Raw genomic sequence first — 18,745 nt, forward strand, 5'->3', positions numbered from 1 at the left:
CCCGTCCGCTAAGAATGAGACCACGGTACCGAGGTGGTGGCTGGCCGGCAGCCGGGCGCCGACACGATATTCGTTGGTCATTGTCACGGCCATCCCTATGGTGAGATCGATCTGGTGATTCCGGTCGATGATGCGGTGGAGCTCGCCGGGCCCGGCGATTGGCAGGGTTTGGGCTGGGTTTGCGCGGCGCGCGACACGCTGCATTTCCTCAAGGTGCGTAACGGCGCACTGATGACCCTAAATTATATGCCTGCGGGCCGTATCCTGTATCAGTTCGATCCCGCCGAGATCCGGGCGCGGAGGGGCGGCGCATAGGGCCCCGTCGCAGAGCAAGGCGGCGCAAGCTTTAGATCAATCTAGTTCTTCAGACGCCTCGAGGTGTCCGGACAGCTAAGAGCCAGCCTCGCGAATACACGTGAATATTGTCGCTGTCATATGCGTCGGACCGCCGTCTGGAGGCTTCGCCGTTGTGTTCCCAGACCTTTCGGCAGCCCGAGCGCACGGCCACGGCCACGGCTACGCATCGCATCGCGTATAAAATATATGCGCCGCGCATATAGACAAAGCTGCACACTATGATTATATGCGTCGCGCATACTTATTTCGCCTCTCCCAGGAACGCGGTCTTTCGGAAGAAGCATCAGTCAGGCGCATGGATCGACGGACTATGGAACTCAATCAGGTCAGCTATTTCATCAACTTGGCCAAGACGCTGAATTTTACAGCGGCCGCTCGCCTGAGCGGTGTGTCGCAGCCGAGCCTGACCCGCGCAATCCGCCGCTTGGAAGAGGAGCTCGGCGGGCCGCTGATTCACCGCGACGGGAAAAACAGTCGCCTGACCGGCCTTGGCCGGGACGTCGAGACAGAATTCCGGCGCATGCTGGTGGCGATGCGAAGCGTCCGCAATCATTCCGAGAACTGGGCGATGGGGATGCACCGTGTTCTGGATGTGGCGGTCGCGCCGACTGTCGGACCGCAGGAGTTTGCCGCGTTTTTCGAGAGCGCGTTGGCGGAGGTGCCATCCATTGAAATCAAGCTGCACTCGCTTCAGCCGAACGAGGACACCTCGGACATTCTGTCCGGAAAATATCATGCGTGCATCATGCCGCGCGAGACAAGGCCGGAGCCTAAGCTCGATGTGCATCCGCTATTCAGAGAGCGCTTCGTACTGGGCTGTTCTGCGAGCCATCCCTTGGCATCCCGCGAAATCGTGCGCGGAGAAGACCTGCTCGAGTTTCCTTTCGTCGATCGCCTCAAGTGCGAGTTTCGCGATCAGATCCTCGATCATTTCGCGCGGCACGACCTGCTCATGCAGCCCCGCTTTCGATCGGACCGCGAGGACTGGGTGCAACACTTCGTCGCCGATGGCACCGCCATATGCATTCTTCCGGAACGATCCGCCACGGCGCCCGGTCTTGTTACGCGGCCGATCGAGGGATTTGCCCTGGAGCGCGAAGTCGTGATCGCGACGGTATCTGGCTCCACCGCACCCGTCGAGATACGGAAGATCGCGCAACTGGCAGCCGGATATGCGTGGCACTAAACCCCGTCGCGAGAGCGTCGGTGCTATGGAAACTATAGGCACAGCCTATTGGATAAATCCTAGGCGCACTGCGATAGTCGGCGCAGTGACTGACACGATAAGCGGCGGCTTTTTCGCCCTCTCAGATCAATATCGGAGACTATCATGAAGTTCGAAAAGTCGCAGGAAGCTGTTGATCTCCTTACTGCCGAGCAGCGCTACGTCACCCAGGAGTCGGGCACCGAGCGGCCCTTCACGGGGGAGTATGATGACAACAAGGAACCAGGCATCTACGTCGATATCGTGTCGGGAGAGCCTTTGTTCGCCTCGACCGACAAATTCGACTCGGGTTCTGGCTGGCCCAGCTTCACCAAGCCGATCGTTGCAGCAAATGTGAACGAGTTGCGCGACAGCGCGCACGGTATGGTGCGGACGGAAGTCAGATCGGTGCACGCCGACAGTCATCTCGGTCATGTATTCCCGGACGGTCCCTCCGATCGCGGAGGTTTGCGCTACTGCATTAACTCCGCGTCGCTTCGCTTCATTCCGCGCGACGAGATGGAGAGCGAAGGATATGGCGAATATCTCGATCAGGTCGAGGAGGCCTGACATGCACCAGCGCGCTATTCTCGCCGGCGGATGTTTCTGGGGCATGCAGGATCTGATCCGCAAGCAGCCCGGCATCGTATCGACCCGTGTCGGCTACACCGGCGGCGATGTCCCGGACGCCACTTATCGCAATCACGGCACGCATGCCGAAGGGATCGAGATCATCTTCGACCCGGCAGTGACGACCTTCCGCAATATCCTGGAATATTTCTTCCAGATCCACGACCCGACGACCAAGAATCGCCAAGGCGGTGATATCGGGCTCTCCTACCGGTCGGGCATCTATTATGTCGACGAGGAGCAGAAGCGCGTCGCCGAGGACACGATCGCCGATGTGGATGCCTCCGGACTGTGGGATGGCAAGGTGGTGACAGAGGTCGTGCCGGTCGGAGATTTCTGGGAGGCCGAGCCGGACCATCAGGATTATCTCGAGAAACGCCCGGGCGGCTACACCTGCCATTTCGTCCGTCCCGGCTGGGTGCTTCCAAAGCGCCAGAAAGTTGATGATGATCAGTCCGCGGCGGGGACGGCAGCGGGATAGGCTTAACTGCTGTTGCCGCTCCGCCGATCCCGTTCGCAATCTTCATGACCGCGTCGTACAACGACGCGGTCATCCAACCCTGCTTCAGAGAGACGGGTCGGTCCATATAGTCGCCATCGCAGCACAGGATCGCAGATTTATGCCAGACCTCTCGACCTTTCCTATTACGCAGCGCTGGCCCGCATTGCATCCCGATCGCCTGCAACTCTACGCCGCTCCCACCCCCAATGGCGTCAAGGTCTCGATCATGCTCGAGGAGACCGGCCTGGCGTACGAGCCCCACCTGGTCGATATCTCGAACAACGAGTCGAAGGATCCAGCGTTCGTATCGTTGAACCCCAACGGCCGCATACCGGCGATCATCGATCCGGCTGGTCCTGACGGCAACCCTATCGCCATATGGGAATCGGGCGCGATCCTCCTCTACCTGGCCGACAAAACCGGCCAGCTCAATTCGAGTGCGCCCGCGCAGCGTTACGAGACGCTGGCTTGGGTATTCTTTCAAGTATCCGGCGTCGGGCCGACCTTCGGTCAGCTTGGTTTTTTCCTGAAATTTGCCGGCAAGGACTATGAGGACAAGCGCCCTCGGCAGCGCTTTATCGATGAATCCAAGCGTCTCTTGGGGGTGCTGGACCGCCAGCTCGAAGGCCGCGAATGGCTTGTCGATGATTATTCGATCGCGGACATTGCGACACTTGGGTGGGTCAACGCACTGGCCGAAGTCTACGCGGCCGGCGACATCCTCGGCCTCGGCGAATATTCGAACGTCCAGACATGGCTCCGCCGCGGGCTGGCGCGGCCCGCGGTGCAGCGCGGCCTGCGCATCCCTGCGAGACCGGCATGAGCGTCATCGCTGCTTATTATTACAACAAGGGCCTGCGGGTCCGCGAAATCGCGATCGACGAGCAGGTCCAGCTCGATAAGGATCGCTCCGGCTTTTGCTGGATCGCGCTTCGCGAGCCCACCGCCGACGAGCTTAAAGCGATCCAAACGACGTATAACCTCCATCCGTTGGCAATCGACAACGCGATGCACCCGCTCTGCCCGCCCAAGCTCGAAGCGTATAATGAAGAGCTCTATGTTGTCGCTCAGACCGCCGAGCTGGATGGAGACCAGATCCGCTACGGCAAGATGGCGATCTTCACCGGTCACAACCATCTCATCAGCGTACGGCACGGCAACGGCGGAGCGCTCGGCAATCTTCGCGAGCAACTCGAGGCTTCGCCGGCGCTTTTTGGCAAAGGTGTCGACTATGTGCTGCATGCGATCCTGCACCGGATCGTCGATCAATATCTTCCCATCTTCGAGATGATCGAGGATGACGTTCTGGCGATGGAGAGACGATCGCTCGACGACTTTCTCGGACGGGCAGAAATCGACCGCATCTTCGGGCTGAGAAGCGAACTCACGCGCTTCCAGCGCACGCTCGGCGCTATGGCTGAACTGGTCCGGAAACTCGTCCGAGGCCATTTCCCCTGCATCAGTTCAGAAGTCAGACCCTATTTCAGCGACGTCGCGGATCATGTCGCTCGCGTGCAGACCATGGTCGATGGCCTCCTGCAGGTTCTGTCCACCGTCTTCGAGTTCAGCAGCCTGTTGGAAGCGCAAAGAACGGGCGTGACCACGCGCCAGCTCGCGGCCTGGGCCGCCATATTGGCGGTCCCGACGGCCATCGCCGGGATATATGGCATGAACTTCAGGAACATGCCCGAGCTGGACACGGTCTATGGCTATTTTGTCGTGCTCGGGTTGATGACGATGTTCTGCCTGTACCTGTTCGTGCGGTTCAAGAAGGCCAAGTGGATATGAATAGCGCGCGTTTGCTTTTCATCTCCGTCAGCTGAGCCGCAACAGCCTCCCTGATATTAGAGCGTGTCCAATGCCATGCAAAGCCAAGGTGCAACAATGACATCCCAAGTGACCGACGTCCTAGCAGCAGTCCAGTCCTTCGTCGCGAAGGGCTACGACCGCGAGTACCGCGTCAAGGACGGCCATCTCATCGATCTCGAACTGGGATCAACGCTCGATCCATGCGCGATAACCGTCGATGCGGCGTTGCGCCTCGAAAGCGGGGATGATGGAGAAGACGCGTCCAACATATACGCGATTACCGATCCCGCGACCAACCATAAGGGTCTGCTGATCGACGCCTTCGATGTCTTCGACGAAATCTGTCACCGCGACCTTTCCGAGCGGCTTGTCGCGGATCGGCAAACGACGCCAGCGGGCGACGAGGATGTTCCGAGCAAGCACGGCCTGCGCAAAGTCTACAAGAATGAGTTTGAGCGCGATCCCGAGCGCTATGTGCTGCGCGAGGGCTTTCCAGACTTCCCGCTATGCCCTTTCGGCGGCGCCTTCAGCATTCTCGGCTTCGATACCGCCGAGCAATCCTATGTCTGGCTTGTAACCAGCATCATCCGGGATTCCCGGCTGATCAGAGCGCCCTACCAGGGAGATGACGCCCCAGGCGACGAGTAGCGGGCCGGCGAGCCCAATGGGGGCACTCCCGCGGCGGTGACGGACCGAAGCACGAACTTTCGAATGATCCAAACACAACGAGGTGATGATGAACTGGAATAAAAGCCACATCCGCGAAACCATGCTTTCGCTGGAGACTGCCGCCCTGCATAGCGCTCGCACCAATTATCTGGATTATGTCTCCATCGCTCAGCTGGATCGGAGCGAGCCGATCGAGAATGACGAGCAGGCGCAGGCCGAAGTCGCGAGCGACTTGGCTGAAGCGCTTGACGACACATTGCACGACTATGCCGATAAACTTGAAAAGCTCAGGACGATCGACTTCGGCCCCAAGTCGGCAGTGGAGGAGGGTGCTGTCATCAAACTGTCGGGGCGCCATTTCGTGATCGCAGTGTCAACGAGCAAGTTCACCTGTGATGGGCGTGAGTTCATGGGCATTTCAACGATGGCGCCGATCTTCGAGGCGATCGAAGGAGCACGAACAGGAGAGACCGTGCAGTTCAACGGCCGGGACCTCATCGTAGAAGATGTAGAATAGGACGCCCGTCGCAGTAGGCGCGCTAGTGCCGGGCGGCCTCCGTCTCTGACTCCATGCATATCATCACATCAAGAGATCCCGTGATCATCGGTGTGCTTGGAGAGCGGGCAGCCTTGGCGTGGATGCGGCGCCTTGGCTGGCTGCTCCCGATAGCCAACACCGCCAATATGGCAAGCAATGCGGCCGCATAAAGGAACAGCCCACCGGGGCCGGCGATAGTCATCGCAGCACCCCCGATAAGGGGTCCGGCGGCTGTCCCGATCCCGTTGAGCAGCAGAAGCCCGCGGGCGGTACCGAGCAGCCGGCCGGCCGGAAGGTCGTCGTTGGCAACCGCGAGACACAATGAATAGATCGGGATGCCAAAGCCGCCGAACAGCGCGCCCGCCGCGAGGAGCAGCGGCAGGGGCGCCCCTACCGCGAGGGCGACGCCGACGGCCGCCGCTGCGGACGCCAGGGCCGCAGCGGCGATGACAAGGTTCCGCGACACGCGATCCGAAAGCCAGCCGAGGGGCCACTGCAATAGGAGCGTCCCACCCAGCACCGCAGCCATGAAAGCGGAGATGCCGCCGACATCGAGTCCGATCCTCTGGGCGAAGTTCGGGCCCATGCCCCAAAAACCGCCGATAGCCAGGCCAGCGAGGAAAGCGCCAGCCGCAGCGAGCGGTGATGCGCGCACGAGGTCGCTGAACGCGACCCGTTCCTGTGTCACCTGCGCCGGCGGATGGCTGGGCAGCAAGGTGATCGGAACCACCGCCGCGGAAATTAACAGCGACACGATAAGGAACAAGGTCATGTCGGCGGGCGGGGCGACGTTGAGCAAGGCCTGGCCGATGGCCCATGAGCCCATCGAGACGACTCCGAAGATCGACAGGAGTTGGCCGCGCGTGGATGGCACTGCATGGGCGTTGAGCCAGCTCTCCGTTGCGAGGATCATGCCCGCGTAGGCGAAGCCCGTGATCAGGCGAAGCGGTATCCAGGCGATCGGTTCCACGAGCGCAACATGGAGAAGGGCAGTCATCGAGGCGATCGCCGCAAAGCCAGCAAAGGTTCTGACATGACCCACGGCGACGATGATCCGCGGCAACATGAGCGCGCCGATCGTGAAACCGGCGAAGTAGAACGACATCATCGCGCTGATCGCGCCGGACGAGAAGCCCTCCTGGCCGGCCCTGACGATCAGGAGCGTGCCCAGCAAACCATTACCCAGCAGCAGAGCCGCGACGCTCGCCAGCAACGCCGCCACCGGTGCGAGCTTGAGGCCACGTCGGCCCGCCGACCGCATGCTATCCATCGCCGGGCTCATTTTAGCGCCTGACGCGACGGTCGATACGCTGCCGCGCTGATGAACTGGTCGAACGCTTCGCACCAGATGACGACCGTGTTGTAGTCGCGAACATCGATCCCGACAGGCACGTCGACGATGGCCTGATAGGCTGCCGGCTTCGGCGGCCTGGCCGCGGTGAGGATTGGCAGCGTGTAAATGCCGGCCGCAAAACCAATGCCGAGCATTGCGAGGTGGCTGGCGGTCAGGAAGAGCCAAGGCCGCACGGATTACACCAGCTCCAGATCCTTTACGATCCTGTCCGCGTCGAGATGGAAGTCCGAGAAGACGATACGGCCGCCAGCGTCAATGATCGAGAACCAGGGCGTTCCTCGCGTGCGATAATCCTCCATGAAGGTAGGCAGCGTCGCGCCGACCAGTGGTTCATCATGGCCGAAGGCGACAGGAAGCGCATATTCGAGCTGGTTCACACGCAACTTCTCGAAGGTGTTTTCATCCGCACCTTCGAAGACGGTCTGGATCACCGCAAATCCCACGCCCCTGGGGCTCAATGCACTATGCAATCTTTGTAGCGTCGGGAAGCCATGCACATGGCAGCCGCGGCACCAGTGCTGGAAGGCGAACAGGATCTTTGGGCCGGAGCCGAGATCCGACAGCTTGAGCGGCCCGGTGCTTTCTCCGTCCGCGCCGATCCATTTCTGCACCCGAAGATCCGGCGCTTGGGGTTCGAGCATGCTCATCTGATCCTCCAGCGCGATGAAGAACCGCGGCGAATTGTGGTGCGCGCTATCATGATATGTCATTCCAAACGCATCGGACCCCGGTGTCGTGCTCCGCGACGCGATCAACAAGCGTGGCGACCGATTGCTTGGTTGCATCGAAACGTTCGCGATCTTTGCCCACGAGCCTCAAGGAGAGGCTGTCGCCGTCCGCAGTTAATATAAGCTCGCCGCCCGGAAGCTGGATTTCGGCTGTCAGCGCGTCATATCGAACCGGGTAAGTATGAACCCACGCCTCAGCGAGTCTCGTCAGATATCGACTCGATTCGATCGTAGCGATGCGTGCCTCGGCCTCGATCATTTAGAAACTCCCGGTGTTGGTGTTTGGGCGCACAGCTCTTGGTCAGTACCGCCATTATAATGCGGGGGAGTCAACGCAGCCCCTCGACGATAAACCCGCGGTAGCGGGCACCGGCGAAGCGATGCGCAGCAACAGCTTGGTAGGCGGGGCTATGATACCAGTCATGCGCGGCTTGCATCGTGGGGAACCGCAAGATGACGGCGCCTTCGATCGGCGACCCCTCCAAATTCTCCATCGCGCCATAAGCGGCGAGAAAAGTGACGTCATGCCCATCGAACGACGGGCCGACGCGGGCAGAATAAGCCGCGAGTTCATCCACATCCGTGGTGTCTTCCCGCGTGAATACGACAAACGCTTCCATCATAAGATCCTTCGCAAGGTGAGATCTGCCGGCCATCGCCACCGACGATGGCCTGACAGTCGTCAGGCTGGCAGTTCGAACCCGATTTTCTGGAGTGCCTCAACGCAGGCATCCTGGTCCTGCTGATAAGTGCCTCCGGAGATGCCGATTCCGCCGATCAGCTTTCCGTCCTCAAGGATCGGATAGCCGCCACCGACGGCGACCATCCGGGGGCGATAGGCCAGCGGCGCCACTTTGGGATCGTTGCTCACATAGTCGTTCCAGACATGGGTCGGATATCCAAAGGAGGCGGAACTCCACGCTTTGTCGATGGCAACATCGACGGTGAGAAACGGCGCGTCGTCGGTGCGCTCGAACGCCCGCAGATACCCGGTTGCGTCGACGACGGCGACGGCAGCCGGGATGCCGATTGCACGGGCGGCGGTTATCGCTGCGTCGATGAGGGCGACTGCGGTTTCACGGTTGATCGAGGCAGTGGCAATGGACTTGGTCATGGGATTTCCTTCGCCGCGGCGTTATCGTCCGGCGTTACTTGGACTGGAAAAGATCAGAATCCTTCGAGGACGGTCTTGCCTTTCGCCGCGCCACTTTCGATCAGTGCGTGCACTGTCTTCAGATTGGCAGCATTGATCGGCGACAGTCGCTCGGTCAGTGTCGTACGGATTTTGCCCTCATCGACCAGCACGGCCAGCGCGTCGAGGATCTTGCCCTGCTCATGCATATCGGGCGTGCCGTAGATCGACCGGGTGAACATCAGCTCATGGTGTATCGACACCGCCTTGCGCTTGAACAGCATGATGTCGAATGCCGTGGGATCGTCGATCAGCGCGAACCGCCCTTGCGGCGCGATCAGCTCGGCGATGTCGGCGGCATGCTGCTCTGTATGCGTGGTCGAAAAGACGAACGCGGGAGCGCCGATGCCAAGCTCGGCAATCTGTGCCGCGAGCGGGCGCCTATGGTCGATGACATGGTGCGCGCCAAGCTCCTTCACCCACTCCTGGGTTTCCGCTCGGGAGGCGGTGGTGATGACGGTGAGGTCTGTGCGCTGGCGCGCGATCTGGATCGCGATCGACCCGACCCCACCCGCGCCACCGATGATGAGGATCGCCGGCGCCGCACCGGGGACTGGCTTCGCCACGTCGAGGCGATCGAACATCGCCTCCCAGGCGGTCAACGTCGTTAGCGGCAGCGCTGCTGCTTCCGCCCAGTCGAGCGAGGCGGGTTTGCGACCGACGATCCGGGCGTCGACAAGATGGAACTCGACATTGGTGCCGGGCCGGGTAATCGATCCGGCATAATAGACCTCGTCGCCCGGCTGGAACTGCGTCACGTCGGGGCCGACCTCGCGCACGATCCCGGACGCATCCCACCCCAGCACCTTCCATTCACCATCGGCTGGCGGCGAGCTGCCGCGGACCTTATAGTCGACCGGGTTCACCGAGACGGCCTTCACCTCAACCAGGATATCATATCCTGCCGCGACAGGCTGGGGCAGCTCGATGTCGACCAGCGCAGCATCCTCGGCGATGGGTCCCGGGACCTTGTAACCAACGGCTTTCATCAATGTCTCCATCTTGCTGCGCCCCGAAGTCTCGATCGATCAGAGCGCCACTTCTTCGAAAATTCGCACGGGGTTCAAGGGTTTCGCACGCAGGACTATGAAGATGTGCACCGACTATTTCCAATAGCGGCGGAACATAGTTTCCATACCTTGTTGCCGTTCTATCCCTGAGAGGCGCTTACGAAGCTGTGAGGCGCGGCAGCCAACCTGGAAAGCAGGCGGACCGAGCCTCATGCCGTGCCTAAATCTGCAGCCGACGTGATGCGCGCGTAATTTATTCAAAGCTATAAAAACTATAGCGATAGGGTATTGGGAAATCGGCCCGGCGTCGCGTTATAGTCCATAAGCATCAAATCACCGATTCACGAAAATGCGATCATCGAAAATCCGATGAAGCATCGGGCGTTTCAGGCTTCAAGCCATCGGTTCGTACCGCGGCCACGCGTATCAGGTCTGAAGTGAAGCCGGTTATCGTCTGTCGCATCGAGCAAAAAGGGGGCACTATGGTCACCAGAGGTTTCACCGGTCGCGGTTCAAGTGGCGACCAGTCCGGCCGGATTCCGCCGGGTCAGCATCTCGTGGAGAATTTTCCGGTTCTCACGGCGGGGCCGACGCCGAACGTGGAGCTGGCTGATTGGAAATTCACCGTCAAAGTCGGCCCGAAGCCGGTCAAAGTGTGGAACTGGAGCGAGTTTAACGCCCTGCCAAAGACCAAGGTGACCAAGGATATTCACTGTGTGACCTCTTGGTCCAAGCTGGATACCATATGGGAGGGCGTCCTCATTGAAGACATCCTTGCGGATGCAGGGCTCGACCGGCCCACTGATTTCGTCCTGGCGCATTCCTACGACGATTATTCGACAAACGTCCCGCTGGCGGACCTGCTGTCCGGGAAAGCGATGGTCGCTCTCAAATTTGCCGGCCAGCCGATTACCCGCGATCATGGCGGGCCGGCGCGTCTGCTGGTTCCGCATCTGTACTTCTGGAAGTCCGCCAAATGGGTGAAGGCGCTGCAATTCACAACCCGTGACGAGGCCGGCTTCTGGGAGCTGCGCGGCTATCATATTTACGGCGATCCGTGGCGCGAGCAACGATACACCGATGACTGACAACGGCACGCAAACCGCGTCATGGCAATCATGCGTGATCGAGGAAATCGTCCAGCAGACGCCGAGCATCAAAAGCTTCTTCCTCCGATTGAGCAGGCCGTTCGCGCACATCGCAGGCCAACATGTCGATGTCCGGCTGACCGCGCCTGATGGCTATAGCGCGATGCGCAGTTACTCGATCGCGTCATCGGCAGCCTCGTCCCCGATCATCGAGCTCGCTGTCGAACGCCTGCCCGATGGCGAGGTGTCGGCCTATTTTCACGATATCGCGATAGTCGGCGATGAGATCGAGCTTCGCGGTCCGCTCGGCGGGCACTTCCTATGGCCTGAACCTGCCGTAGACGCGGTGCTGTTGATCGGAGCAGGCTCCGGGCTCGTGCCGTTGATGGCGATGATCCGGCATCGCCGCACACAAGACCCGGCCGTGCCAACCGCGTTGCTCCTGTCCGCGCGCACCGCTGAGGATGTTCTGTTTTCGGAAGAACTACATTCCGTCGAGATCAACGATGCCGCATTTGTCCTGGCGCTGGCGATCACGCGCGAAGATCCGATCCGCGCATCGGATTTCGGGCGGCGGATCGACAGCGCCATGGTCGAAGAGGTTCTCGCCCGGCTTCACCGAAAGCCCACACAGATATTCGTTTGCGGATCCAACGATTTCGTCAACATTGCGACCGAGGGCGCGCTGCTGGCCGGGGTCGACCCCTCGATAATCAAGACCGAGCGCTATGGTGGTTAGCGGCGCATACTCCGTCGCGCCCCACCTTTCACCCTGCGGATAATATTTGGAGATCGTCATGAGCCGCTTTGCTGAACCCGTCTTTGTTGCCGCCGGCCTTCGCACTCCCTTCGGCCGCGGCGGAGGGGCTTTGGCTGCTTATGATGCCGTCTCTTTGTCCGTCCCTCTTGTGCAGGCGATGGCGGCGCAAGCAGAGCCGGATCTTCTCATCTGGGGTACCGTGATCCCGAATTTGGGTTGGAGCAACATTGCTCGCGAGACCTGGCTTGACGCCAAGCTCAATCCGAATGTCCCCGCATTTTCGGTCGTTTTGGCATGCTCTACCAGCATGACGGCGACTTTCGCTGCGGCAGGGATGCTGGGCGGAGGAACCGATCTCACGATGGTGGGCGGTGCCGAAGTCATGAGCCGACCTCCCATCGCTTTGACGGCCGATGCATCGAAGCGGCTCACCGACCTCTTTGCGCAAGATCCAGCGGCGGCGCTTGCGGCCCTCCAGTCTCTTGCCCTCCACGACTATGTGCTCCCGACCAAGGGATGGGCCAACCGGATCACCGGCAGGACAATGGGCGATCATATGGAGGACACCGCCAAGGCCTGGCGGATCTCGCGCGAGGCGCAGGACGATTGGGCGCTAAAGAGCCACCAGCGGTCGGTCGCTGGTTGGGAGCGAGGTTTCTTCGACGATCTCGCGATTTCCCTTCCTGAACTGGCGCGCGATGCGAACCCCCGCGCCGATACGTCGCCCGAACGGCTTGCCGCACTCAAGCCCGTCTTCGATCGCGACAGTGGCAGGGGAACGCTGACTGCCGGCAACAGCTCGCCGATAACGGATGGCGCCGCCGGTTGCTGGGTGGCAAACGAAGCCGGCGTGGCACGACTGCCGGCGGGCACCCCCTACGCGCGGCTCATCGATTACGAGGTGTCGGCCGTCGATTTCCACACCGAGGGTCTGTTGATGGCACCCTCCTATGGCATTCCACGTCTGCTCGCGCGGCATCAACTAAGCTTCTCCGATATCGCTCTTTGGGAAATCCACGAAGCCTTCGCCGCCCAGGTCCTGGCGAATGTCGCGGCCATCACCGACCGGGAGTGGGTGCGCGAAACCGCCGGTGTCCAGTCGGATTTGGGCGACTTCGACTGGGACCGCGTCAATCCCAACGGGGGCTCGGTAGCAATCGGTCATCCCTTCGGCGCGACAGGCGCGCGCGACCTCAGCCAGGCAGTGAAGGAGCTCTGGGACATGCCGAGCGGATCACGGGCAATCGTCAGCATCTGCGCCGACGGCGGCCAAGGCACCGTCGCACTCCTCGAACGCCCCTGATTCACGGGCCGCTGCGAACGCCGTGCCATTGACAATATGAGAGGATATTCCGTTGGTCTCAGCAGTTTGGAACGACACCACCATCGCCGCAAGCGACGAGACAATCGTCGTCGAGGGAAACCACTATTTCCCACCTTCCGCGGTCAATCAGGAGCTCCTTGAAGCGAGCGCACACACTTCTGTCTGCCCGATCAAGGGCACCGCGAGATACTTCCATATCCGCGTAGGCAGCGCGCTCAACGCGGACGCGGCTTGGTCATATCCCGATCCGAATCCGGTTGCGGAAGCCATCCGGGATCACATCGCTTTCTGGAAAGGCGTAGAGGTTGGATAGCAGCCAAGGCGCAGCGGGCCTTCGCTGATGGCTGTGTCGCTTCATGCGCGCATCCTTGATCATCTCGCGCGGGTAATTGGCGATCTGCAGGTGGCGGGGGACGTTCCTGCGGGCCTCGACCGGGCGGGGCTGACCGTGGAGCGTCCGCACGACCCGGCGCATGGCGATCTGTCGACCAACGCGGCGATGGTCCTGGCAAAACTTACCGGCACGCATCCGCGCCAACTCGCTGAGAAGTTGGCGGGCCGGTTGGCCATGTTGGAGGATGTTGCAGACGTGGCCGTCGCTGGCCCGGGCTTTGTAAATATCCGGCTGACCGACCAGGCCTGGCAAAACGAGCTGGCGGTGATTGCGGACCAGAAGGACCGCTACGGCATGTCGCCCGTCGGCGCGGGTAAGACGGTGAATATAGAGTTTGTCTCGGCCAACCCGACCGGTCCGATGCATATGGGGCACTGCCGAGGGGCAGTGGTCGGAGATGCGCTCGCCAACCTGCTCGCTTTCACCGGCCATCGCGTCATCCGCGAATATTATATCAATGATGCCGGCGGGCAGGTCGATATTCTCGCTCGCTCGGCACACCAGAGATATCGCGAGGCGTTGGGCGAGAGCCTCGGCGAGATAGCGGAAGGTCTATACCCGGGCGATTATCTGAAGCCGGTCGGGGAGGCGCTGGCCGCCGATTTTGGGGGCCGCTATGCCGACGCCCCGGAGACGGACTGGCTCGCAATCTTTCGTGCGCGGACCGTTGCCGCGATGATGGAGACGATCCGCGAAGATCTGGCGCTGCTCGGCATAAGTCACGACCGCTTCGCGTCGGAGGCGGACCTCGTCGCTGCCGGAAAGCCGGATGATGCCGAGGCCTGGCTGCGCGAGCGCGATCTTGTCTATGACGGCGTTCTCGAACCTCCGAAGGGTGAAGTCTCCAAGGACTGGGAGCCGATCGCGCTGCCGCTGTTCCGGTCGACGAAATTTGGCGATGACCAGGACCGTCCTATCCGTAAACCGGATGGGAGCTGGACCTATTTCGGCGTGGATCTGGCCTATCATTTCGAGAAGGCGCGCGATGCCGACGAACTGATCGACATCTGGGGCGCCGATCATGCCGGGACCGTGATGCGCATCGTTGCCGCCGCCGAAGCTCTAACCGAAGGCAGGAAGCGGTTCGACGTCAAGCTGGTGCAGATCGTGCGGCTGCTGCGCGCGGGTGAGCCGGTCAAGATGTCCAAGCGCGCAGGCAATTTCGTCACGCTGGCCGATGTCATTCGAGAAGTCGGAAAGGACGTCGTTCGCTTCATGATGCTGACCCGCAAAGCGGAAGCGTCCATGGACTTCGACTTTGCGACCGTCGTCGAGGCATCGAAGGATAATCCGGTCTTCTATGTGCAATATGCCCATGCGCGGATTTGCTCGCTAGCAAGCCGCGCGGCCGAAGCGGGTATCGAGTTGGGCGACCCGCCCGATCTCGCTCTTCTGGACGGTCCGAGCCTTACGCTTGTGAAGCGTGCGGCAGAATTCCCCCGCATCGTCGAGGCGGCTGCGGCAGCGCGCGAGCCGCACCGGATCGCCTTCTTCCTTGAGGGGCTGGCCGCGGAATTCCATGCGCTGTGGAACACAGGAAATGCCGACCCGACGCGCCGCTTCGCCTACCCGGAAAACCTGCCGGTTAGCCGCGCGCGGTTGTTCCTGGCCGCCGCGATCGGGCAGGTCATCCGCAACGGCCTGGCGCTGATGGGGGTTGAACCGACACATGAGATGGAGAGGGCCTAGTCGAATGCGCGCTTGTTCCTGGGGCTCGTTGCGCGCGCCAGAGTTGGCGGGCCCGAACATGCTGTGCGTCTTCTGATACTGGTGGAACGAGATGGAGCTTACCGATTTCGACGCTGCCTTCAAAAGGCTTCCCGAGGGTCATAGCGAAGGCATTCACGAAGGCCGGCGTTTCGGCTTGATCGTCCGGCGGTCCGACGACGGGCGCCGCAACAGCCTGTTTGCCAGGGAGTTGGCTGGGACCGACATCGTCAGCTTCAACCTGTATCGGTTCACATCAGGCAAAACATCGCTCAAGCCGTGCGAGATGTCTGCGAAAAAGGTCGTGGATTTCGTGCTTGGCTTCCAACCGGACTGAGGGTGTCGCAGTCGCTGCTCTGTTCGCAATGTCCGCCCCGGCACTGCGCATGTCGCTAAATGGGTATCGAAACTATAGCGCCTGGTTATTGGACTTCGTCTGGCGATGAACTCATCCTCCATTCAGTGCCAAGGCGCGGCGAAATTTGCATACTCATGGTAACCTGCCAGCGAGCGGTGCGGTCTCGTTGGATCGTGACGGCGGGGCGTTGGTCGGAACTGTCCGCGCCGGGTGAACTTCTGACAGAAGGATTTGAACAATGCGTCTTGCAATGATCGGCCTCGGCCGCATGGGTGCCAATATCGCGCGTCGGCTGATGCGCGGCGGCCACGAGGTCGTCGCCTTCAATCGCGATCCGGCCGCGGTTACTCAGCTCGCCGGTGAAGGTGCCATCGGAGCGAATTCGCTTGAAGATGTCGTCGCCAAACTCACTGCGCCGCGGATCTTCTGGGTAATGCTCCCGGCGGGCGCTCCCACCCAAGACACGGTCGACAAGCTGATGGAATTGTCGGAGCCCGGCGACATCATCATCGATGGCGGCAACAGCTTCTACAAAGACGACATCAAATGTGGTGCTGCGGCAAGGGACAAGGGGCTCCATTATATCGATGTTGGCACATCAGGCGGGATATGGGGGCTCGAACGCGGTTATTGCATGATGATCGGCGGCGACAAGGAGATCGTCGATCTGCTGGATCCCATCTTCGATACGCTCGCGCCGGGCTATGGTTCGATCGTCCGCACCATTGGACGCGACGCGCCCGACAGTCGCGCCGAGCGCGGCTATATCCACGCCGGCCCAACCGGCGCCGGGCATTTCGTCAAGATGGTCCACAACGGAATCGAATATGGCCTGATGCAGGCCTATGCCGAGGGCTTCGACATTCTCAAGGGCAAGTCCTCCGAACGGCTCGAGCCTGATGAACGCTTCGACATCAACCTGACCGACGTGGCCGAAGTCTGGCGTCGCGGCAGTGTCATCTCGTCCTGGCTGCTCGACCTTTGCGCGATCGGCCTGGCCAGGGATCCGATGCTCGAGCAATTCACCGGCCAGGTCTCGGACTCTGGCGAGGGCCGGTGGACGATCGATGCGGCAATGGAAGAAGCCGTCCCGGCCTATGTCCTTTCGGCCGCCTTGTTTGCGCGCTACCGCAGCCGCGTCGACCACACTTTTGGCGACAAGCTTCTCTCGGCGATGCGCTTTGGCTTCGGTGGGCATGTCGAGATGCCGCAATAAGTGACGCGTCACGCTATCCGGCGCTATGAAAACTATAGGCACAGCCTATTGGAAAAACGTCTGGCTCACTGCGATAGTCGGCGCAACGGCTGACACAGAAGCGACGGCGTGCCTGACGCTGCGCCCCAGGATGAATGAGAGCGTCTTAGCCGAACGGACAATCTTCAACGGCGCCGCGGTTCGTTAAAATAGGTACGGCCGCGAAGACGATGAAGAGAACAAGGGAGCTCGCGCCACAGTGCTGCACCTCATCGAGCCAGAGATACTTCCATCCGGCGCCTTCATCTTCACGCCGATGGAACTGACGGTAATCGCACTGGCGCGGAGCGAGAAAGGCCAAAGGTTCGGATCGCGAGCCGGTCTCGCGCAGGCCCTCTTCAAGAAACATCAACTTCTCCCGGGACGGCGTGCAAATGGGACACTCGCTGATCCCCGGCTCGAAATACTCCGCGCGTTCGTTAACCTCCTGCATCGGCGGGGCCAGCGGTTGGCTGCGGCGACCCAGACATTACGCGAGGCCGGCTTCAGCAGCGTGCAGGAAACCTGGCTTCGTTCGGAATGTGCACGGCCGCTCTGACTTACTGCGTACCTTGAACCTTGCTGCCGGAAGGCAACCATTTATGATCAATATCTTCGGAACTTCCCTTTGGTTCAAAGACAACAAACCCCGTGCTTGGCGCGCATTGCGACTTGCATCGGTCGCTTTCGTGATCCTCGGGTTAGTCGGCCTGTATTTGCGCCCAGCGATGATGCATGTCCACAGTCCACTGCTACTGGGCGTTCTTATCGGCGCGCTGATGCTTACATTGATTGCGTCCGCAGCCAGAAGGCTCAGGCGCGCGAGACGGCGCTGATCCGCGGAAAGAAATACGTCTAGGCGCGAGAGGTGAAGATGGCGAAGATCGGCTTTGGAGGGGGGTGCCATTGGTGCACCGAAGGGGTGTTCCAGGCGCTGCGCGGCGTTGCGCAGGTCGACCAGGGCTTTGTCCAATCGGACGCTCCGGCAGATAGCTGGTCAGAAGGGGTGATCGTCACCTTCGATCCTTCAATCATTCCGTTGGCAACGCTGTGCGAGGTGCATCTGAGAACGCATTCAGCCACCCGGGCCCGCTCTCCTAGCGACAAGTACCGCAGCGCGATCTATATTTTCGATGACAACCAGCGGCATGAGGCCGAATTGGCGATCGTCCGATTTGCCGAGGAATTCGGCAATACGGCGCATACCCTGGTTCTGCCGTTCAGAAGCTTCAAGGCTTCGGACGAGCGTTACCAGAACTATTATCGAACCGATCCGAGCCGACCCTTCTGCCGCCGCTTCATCGATCCCAAGCTGGACTATATTCGGCAGCATTTTTCGGAAGTGGCCCTGCCTGAACCGAACTCTGTCGCCGAGCACGCTGTCGATCGCGACAATGTCTCGCAAGACCCCGCCAGCGCTGGGATAATGACTGACAGTTCTTCATCCATCGCAACTCAATCAAGGACGTCGCCATGATGATCAAAAAGCCATTCACTATTCTCCCTCTCGCCCTGGCGCTGCTTGGCCCGATATCCTCTTCTCCCGGTTTAGCGGCTCCGACGCCCGCCGCGGTGCCCGACACCATAGCCGGGACCGTCCGCCAGACCGCTCCCGCAATTTATCGATTTACGATTGGCGATGCCCAGATAACGGCATTGTCGGATGGGTCGGTCCCGCTGGACCTGCACCAGTTGCTGCGCGGCGTCTCGGCGCAAACGATCGACGAAATTCTTGCCCGCAGTTTCCTAGGCGTCGTGGACAAAGGGTATCCAGAGTTTGATTGAAGCGATGGCGACGAAGCCGAGGTAGGATTCCTTGGTCTTGTCGTATCGGGTGGCGACACGCCGCCAGTTCTTAAGCTTGCTGAACAAGCGCTCGACGAGATT

Annotated in this window: 25 protein-coding genes and 1 pseudogene; 17 read left to right on the plus strand and 9 right to left on the minus strand. The window is 60.7% G+C overall.

Annotated features, from left to right (window positions below; genetic code table 11):
• Positions 1-36 precede the first annotated feature (36 nt).
• The 8 genes from VHO04_RS03365 (at position 37) to VHO04_RS03400 (ending at position 5,688) form a co-directional block, all read left to right on the plus strand.
• Positions 37-315 carry a DUF4863 family protein gene (locus VHO04_RS03365; protein WP_003044946.1) on the plus strand — a complete coding sequence of 93 codons (279 nt, stop codon included), beginning with the start codon at positions 37-39 and terminating at the stop codon, positions 313-315.
• A 268-nt stretch (positions 316-583) separates the two neighbouring features.
• The gene (locus VHO04_RS03370; RefSeq protein ID WP_011540433.1) at positions 584-1,543 is read left to right on the plus strand and encodes a LysR family transcriptional regulator; all 960 of its coding nucleotides are present in this window, start codon (positions 584-586) and stop codon (positions 1,541-1,543) included.
• Positions 1,544-1,687: 144 nt separating this feature from the next.
• Positions 1,688-2,131 (plus strand): peptide-methionine (R)-S-oxide reductase MsrB, encoded by a 444-nt coding sequence (gene msrB / locus VHO04_RS03375; RefSeq protein ID WP_003044951.1) that lies wholly within the window; start codon positions 1,688-1,690, stop codon positions 2,129-2,131.
• A gap of 1 nt (position 2,132) precedes the next feature.
• Positions 2,133-2,672 carry a peptide-methionine (S)-S-oxide reductase MsrA gene (msrA, locus tag VHO04_RS03380; RefSeq protein ID WP_003044954.1) on the plus strand — a complete coding sequence of 180 codons (540 nt, stop codon included), beginning with the start codon at positions 2,133-2,135 and terminating at the stop codon, positions 2,670-2,672.
• A 139-nt stretch (positions 2,673-2,811) separates the two neighbouring features.
• Positions 2,812-3,516 carry a glutathione S-transferase N-terminal domain-containing protein gene (locus tag VHO04_RS03385; RefSeq protein WP_003044957.1) on the plus strand — a complete coding sequence of 235 codons (705 nt, stop codon included), beginning with the start codon at positions 2,812-2,814 and terminating at the stop codon, positions 3,514-3,516.
• The gene (locus tag VHO04_RS03390) at positions 3,513-4,481 is read left to right on the plus strand and encodes a magnesium and cobalt transport protein CorA (protein WP_003044960.1); all 969 of its coding nucleotides are present in this window, start codon (positions 3,513-3,515) and stop codon (positions 4,479-4,481) included. Before VHO04_RS03385 ends, VHO04_RS03390 begins: the two co-directional genes overlap by 4 nt.
• A 108-nt stretch (positions 4,482-4,589) precedes the next feature.
• Positions 4,590-5,150, plus strand: a complete 561-nt coding sequence (locus tag VHO04_RS03395; protein WP_003044962.1) for a hypothetical protein — start codon at positions 4,590-4,592, stop codon at positions 5,148-5,150.
• Between the two features lie 85 nt (positions 5,151-5,235).
• Positions 5,236-5,688 (plus strand): hypothetical protein, encoded by a 453-nt coding sequence (locus VHO04_RS03400; RefSeq protein ID WP_003044968.1) that lies wholly within the window; start codon positions 5,236-5,238, stop codon positions 5,686-5,688.
• A gap of 22 nt (positions 5,689-5,710) precedes the next feature.
• Here the strand turns inward: VHO04_RS03400 and VHO04_RS03405 are convergent, their stop codons facing one another.
• The 7 genes from VHO04_RS03405 to VHO04_RS03435 form a co-directional block, all read right to left on the minus strand.
• Positions 5,711-6,991, minus strand: coding sequence for an MFS transporter (locus VHO04_RS03405; RefSeq protein WP_011540435.1), 1,281 nt, complete (start codon positions 6,989-6,991; stop codon positions 5,711-5,713).
• Complete coding sequence (locus tag VHO04_RS03410) at positions 6,988-7,236, minus strand: DM13 domain-containing protein (RefSeq protein ID WP_003044972.1); 249 nt, start codon at positions 7,234-7,236, stop codon at positions 6,988-6,990. Before VHO04_RS03410 ends, VHO04_RS03405 begins: the two co-directional genes overlap by 4 nt.
• Before the next feature lie 3 nt (positions 7,237-7,239).
• Positions 7,240-7,710 carry a peroxiredoxin family protein gene (locus VHO04_RS03415; protein ID WP_011540436.1) on the minus strand — a complete coding sequence of 157 codons (471 nt, stop codon included), beginning with the start codon at positions 7,708-7,710 and terminating at the stop codon, positions 7,240-7,242.
• Between the two features lie 49 nt (positions 7,711-7,759).
• Positions 7,760-8,050, minus strand: a complete 291-nt coding sequence (locus VHO04_RS03420; protein WP_003044977.1) for a DUF2218 domain-containing protein — start codon at positions 8,048-8,050, stop codon at positions 7,760-7,762.
• A 70-nt stretch (positions 8,051-8,120) separates the two neighbouring features.
• The gene (locus tag VHO04_RS03425; protein ID WP_003044983.1) at positions 8,121-8,411 is read right to left on the minus strand and encodes a DUF1330 domain-containing protein; all 291 of its coding nucleotides are present in this window, start codon (positions 8,409-8,411) and stop codon (positions 8,121-8,123) included.
• A 62-nt stretch (positions 8,412-8,473) separates the two neighbouring features.
• On the minus strand, positions 8,474-8,905 hold the full coding sequence (locus VHO04_RS03430) for a GlcG/HbpS family heme-binding protein (protein ID WP_003044986.1): 432 nt from the start codon (positions 8,903-8,905) through the stop codon (positions 8,474-8,476).
• A gap of 53 nt (positions 8,906-8,958) precedes the next feature.
• Positions 8,959-9,972: a zinc-binding alcohol dehydrogenase family protein gene (locus tag VHO04_RS03435; RefSeq protein WP_041382899.1), complete on the minus strand. Its 1,014-nt coding sequence runs from the start codon at positions 9,970-9,972 to the stop codon at positions 8,959-8,961.
• 503 nt (positions 9,973-10,475) lie between these two features.
• On the opposite strand from VHO04_RS03435, the gene VHO04_RS03440 reads away from it, so the two are divergent.
• The 7 genes from VHO04_RS03440 (at position 10,476) to gnd (ending at position 16,840) form a co-directional block, all read left to right on the plus strand.
• Positions 10,476-11,081: a sulfite oxidase-like oxidoreductase gene (locus tag VHO04_RS03440; protein WP_003044992.1), complete on the plus strand. Its 606-nt coding sequence runs from the start codon at positions 10,476-10,478 to the stop codon at positions 11,079-11,081.
• The gene (locus tag VHO04_RS03445; protein WP_003044996.1) at positions 11,074-11,820 is read left to right on the plus strand and encodes a ferredoxin reductase; all 747 of its coding nucleotides are present in this window, start codon (positions 11,074-11,076) and stop codon (positions 11,818-11,820) included. Before VHO04_RS03440 ends, VHO04_RS03445 begins: the two co-directional genes overlap by 8 nt.
• A gap of 58 nt (positions 11,821-11,878) precedes the next feature.
• The gene (locus tag VHO04_RS03450; protein WP_011540440.1) at positions 11,879-13,144 is read left to right on the plus strand and encodes a thiolase family protein; all 1,266 of its coding nucleotides are present in this window, start codon (positions 11,879-11,881) and stop codon (positions 13,142-13,144) included.
• A gap of 52 nt (positions 13,145-13,196) precedes the next feature.
• Positions 13,197-13,478, plus strand: coding sequence for a DUF427 domain-containing protein (locus VHO04_RS03455; protein ID WP_003045002.1), 282 nt, complete (start codon positions 13,197-13,199; stop codon positions 13,476-13,478).
• A 33-nt stretch (positions 13,479-13,511) separates the two neighbouring features.
• Entirely contained in the window at positions 13,512-15,248 is a 1,737-nt protein-coding gene (argS, locus tag VHO04_RS03460; RefSeq protein ID WP_040590197.1) for an arginine--tRNA ligase, read from the plus strand.
• A 91-nt stretch (positions 15,249-15,339) separates the two neighbouring features.
• Positions 15,340-15,603 (plus strand): hypothetical protein, encoded by a 264-nt coding sequence (locus VHO04_RS03465; RefSeq protein ID WP_003045008.1) that lies wholly within the window; start codon positions 15,340-15,342, stop codon positions 15,601-15,603.
• Between the two features lie 259 nt (positions 15,604-15,862).
• Positions 15,863-16,840, plus strand: coding sequence for a phosphogluconate dehydrogenase (NAD(+)-dependent, decarboxylating) (gnd, locus tag VHO04_RS03470; RefSeq protein WP_003045013.1), 978 nt, complete (start codon positions 15,863-15,865; stop codon positions 16,838-16,840).
• A 145-nt stretch (positions 16,841-16,985) separates the two neighbouring features.
• Here gnd and VHO04_RS03475 read toward each other — a convergent pair whose 3' ends face one another.
• Positions 16,986-17,228, minus strand: a complete 243-nt coding sequence (locus VHO04_RS03475; RefSeq protein WP_152998726.1) for a hypothetical protein — start codon at positions 17,226-17,228, stop codon at positions 16,986-16,988.
• Between the two features lie 504 nt (positions 17,229-17,732).
• Between VHO04_RS03475 and VHO04_RS03480 the strand changes: the two genes are divergently transcribed.
• Positions 17,733-18,335, plus strand: coding sequence for a peptide-methionine (S)-S-oxide reductase (locus tag VHO04_RS03480; protein WP_011540442.1), 603 nt, complete (start codon positions 17,733-17,735; stop codon positions 18,333-18,335).
• Positions 18,332-18,643, plus strand: coding sequence for a hypothetical protein (locus VHO04_RS03485; protein WP_329627007.1), 312 nt, complete (start codon positions 18,332-18,334; stop codon positions 18,641-18,643). The genes VHO04_RS03480 and VHO04_RS03485 overlap by 4 nt, the downstream gene beginning before the upstream one ends.
• On the opposite strand, the pseudogene VHO04_RS03490 reads toward VHO04_RS03485, so the two are convergent.
• Positions 18,605-18,745 (minus strand): annotated as a pseudogene (locus VHO04_RS03490) (IS5/IS1182 family transposase); the annotation flags it as partial. The gene VHO04_RS03485 and the pseudogene VHO04_RS03490 overlap by 39 nt on opposite strands.

The sequence above is a fragment of the Sphingopyxis sp. genome (assembly GCF_036261875.1).
GTDB lineage: Bacteria > Pseudomonadota > Alphaproteobacteria > Sphingomonadales > Sphingomonadaceae > Sphingopyxis.

Excerpts from the sequence above, each read along its gene's own strand:
- VHO04_RS03425 (WP_003044983.1), bottom strand. The coding sequence starts at position 8,411 with ATGGAAGCGTTTGTCGTATTCACGCGGGAAGACACCACGGATGTGGAT.
- VHO04_RS03415 (WP_011540436.1), bottom strand. The coding sequence starts at position 7,710 with ATGAGCATGCTCGAACCCCAAGCGCCGGATCTTCGGGTGCAGAAATGG.
- VHO04_RS03370 (WP_011540433.1), top strand. The coding sequence starts at position 584 with ATGCGTCGCGCATACTTATTTCGCCTCTCCCAGGAACGCGGTCTTTCG.
- VHO04_RS03475 (WP_152998726.1), bottom strand. The coding sequence starts at position 17,228 with ATGTTTCTTGAAGAGGGCCTGCGCGAGACCGGCTCGCGATCCGAACCT.
- VHO04_RS03445 (WP_003044996.1), top strand. The coding sequence starts at position 11,074 with ATGACTGACAACGGCACGCAAACCGCGTCATGGCAATCATGCGTGATC.
- VHO04_RS03465 (WP_003045008.1), top strand. The coding sequence starts at position 15,340 with ATGGAGCTTACCGATTTCGACGCTGCCTTCAAAAGGCTTCCCGAGGGT.
- VHO04_RS03400 (WP_003044968.1), top strand. The coding sequence starts at position 5,236 with ATGATGAACTGGAATAAAAGCCACATCCGCGAAACCATGCTTTCGCTG.
- VHO04_RS03385 (WP_003044957.1), top strand. The coding sequence starts at position 2,812 with ATGCCAGACCTCTCGACCTTTCCTATTACGCAGCGCTGGCCCGCATTG.
- VHO04_RS03430 (WP_003044986.1), bottom strand. The coding sequence starts at position 8,905 with ATGACCAAGTCCATTGCCACTGCCTCGATCAACCGTGAAACCGCAGTC.
- msrA (WP_003044954.1), top strand. The coding sequence starts at position 2,133 with ATGCACCAGCGCGCTATTCTCGCCGGCGGATGTTTCTGGGGCATGCAG.
- VHO04_RS03440 (WP_003044992.1), top strand. The coding sequence starts at position 10,476 with ATGGTCACCAGAGGTTTCACCGGTCGCGGTTCAAGTGGCGACCAGTCC.
- VHO04_RS03480 (WP_011540442.1), top strand. The coding sequence starts at position 17,733 with ATGGCGAAGATCGGCTTTGGAGGGGGGTGCCATTGGTGCACCGAAGGG.
- VHO04_RS03390 (WP_003044960.1), top strand. The coding sequence starts at position 3,513 with ATGAGCGTCATCGCTGCTTATTATTACAACAAGGGCCTGCGGGTCCGC.
- VHO04_RS03420 (WP_003044977.1), bottom strand. The coding sequence starts at position 8,050 with ATGATCGAGGCCGAGGCACGCATCGCTACGATCGAATCGAGTCGATAT.
- msrB (WP_003044951.1), top strand. The coding sequence starts at position 1,688 with ATGAAGTTCGAAAAGTCGCAGGAAGCTGTTGATCTCCTTACTGCCGAG.
- VHO04_RS03405 (WP_011540435.1), bottom strand. The coding sequence starts at position 6,991 with ATGAGCCCGGCGATGGATAGCATGCGGTCGGCGGGCCGACGTGGCCTC.
- VHO04_RS03485 (WP_329627007.1), top strand. The coding sequence starts at position 18,332 with ATGATGATCAAAAAGCCATTCACTATTCTCCCTCTCGCCCTGGCGCTG.
- VHO04_RS03450 (WP_011540440.1), top strand. The coding sequence starts at position 11,879 with ATGAGCCGCTTTGCTGAACCCGTCTTTGTTGCCGCCGGCCTTCGCACT.
- VHO04_RS03435 (WP_041382899.1), bottom strand. The coding sequence starts at position 9,972 with ATGAAAGCCGTTGGTTACAAGGTCCCGGGACCCATCGCCGAGGATGCT.
- gnd (WP_003045013.1), top strand. The coding sequence starts at position 15,863 with ATGCGTCTTGCAATGATCGGCCTCGGCCGCATGGGTGCCAATATCGCG.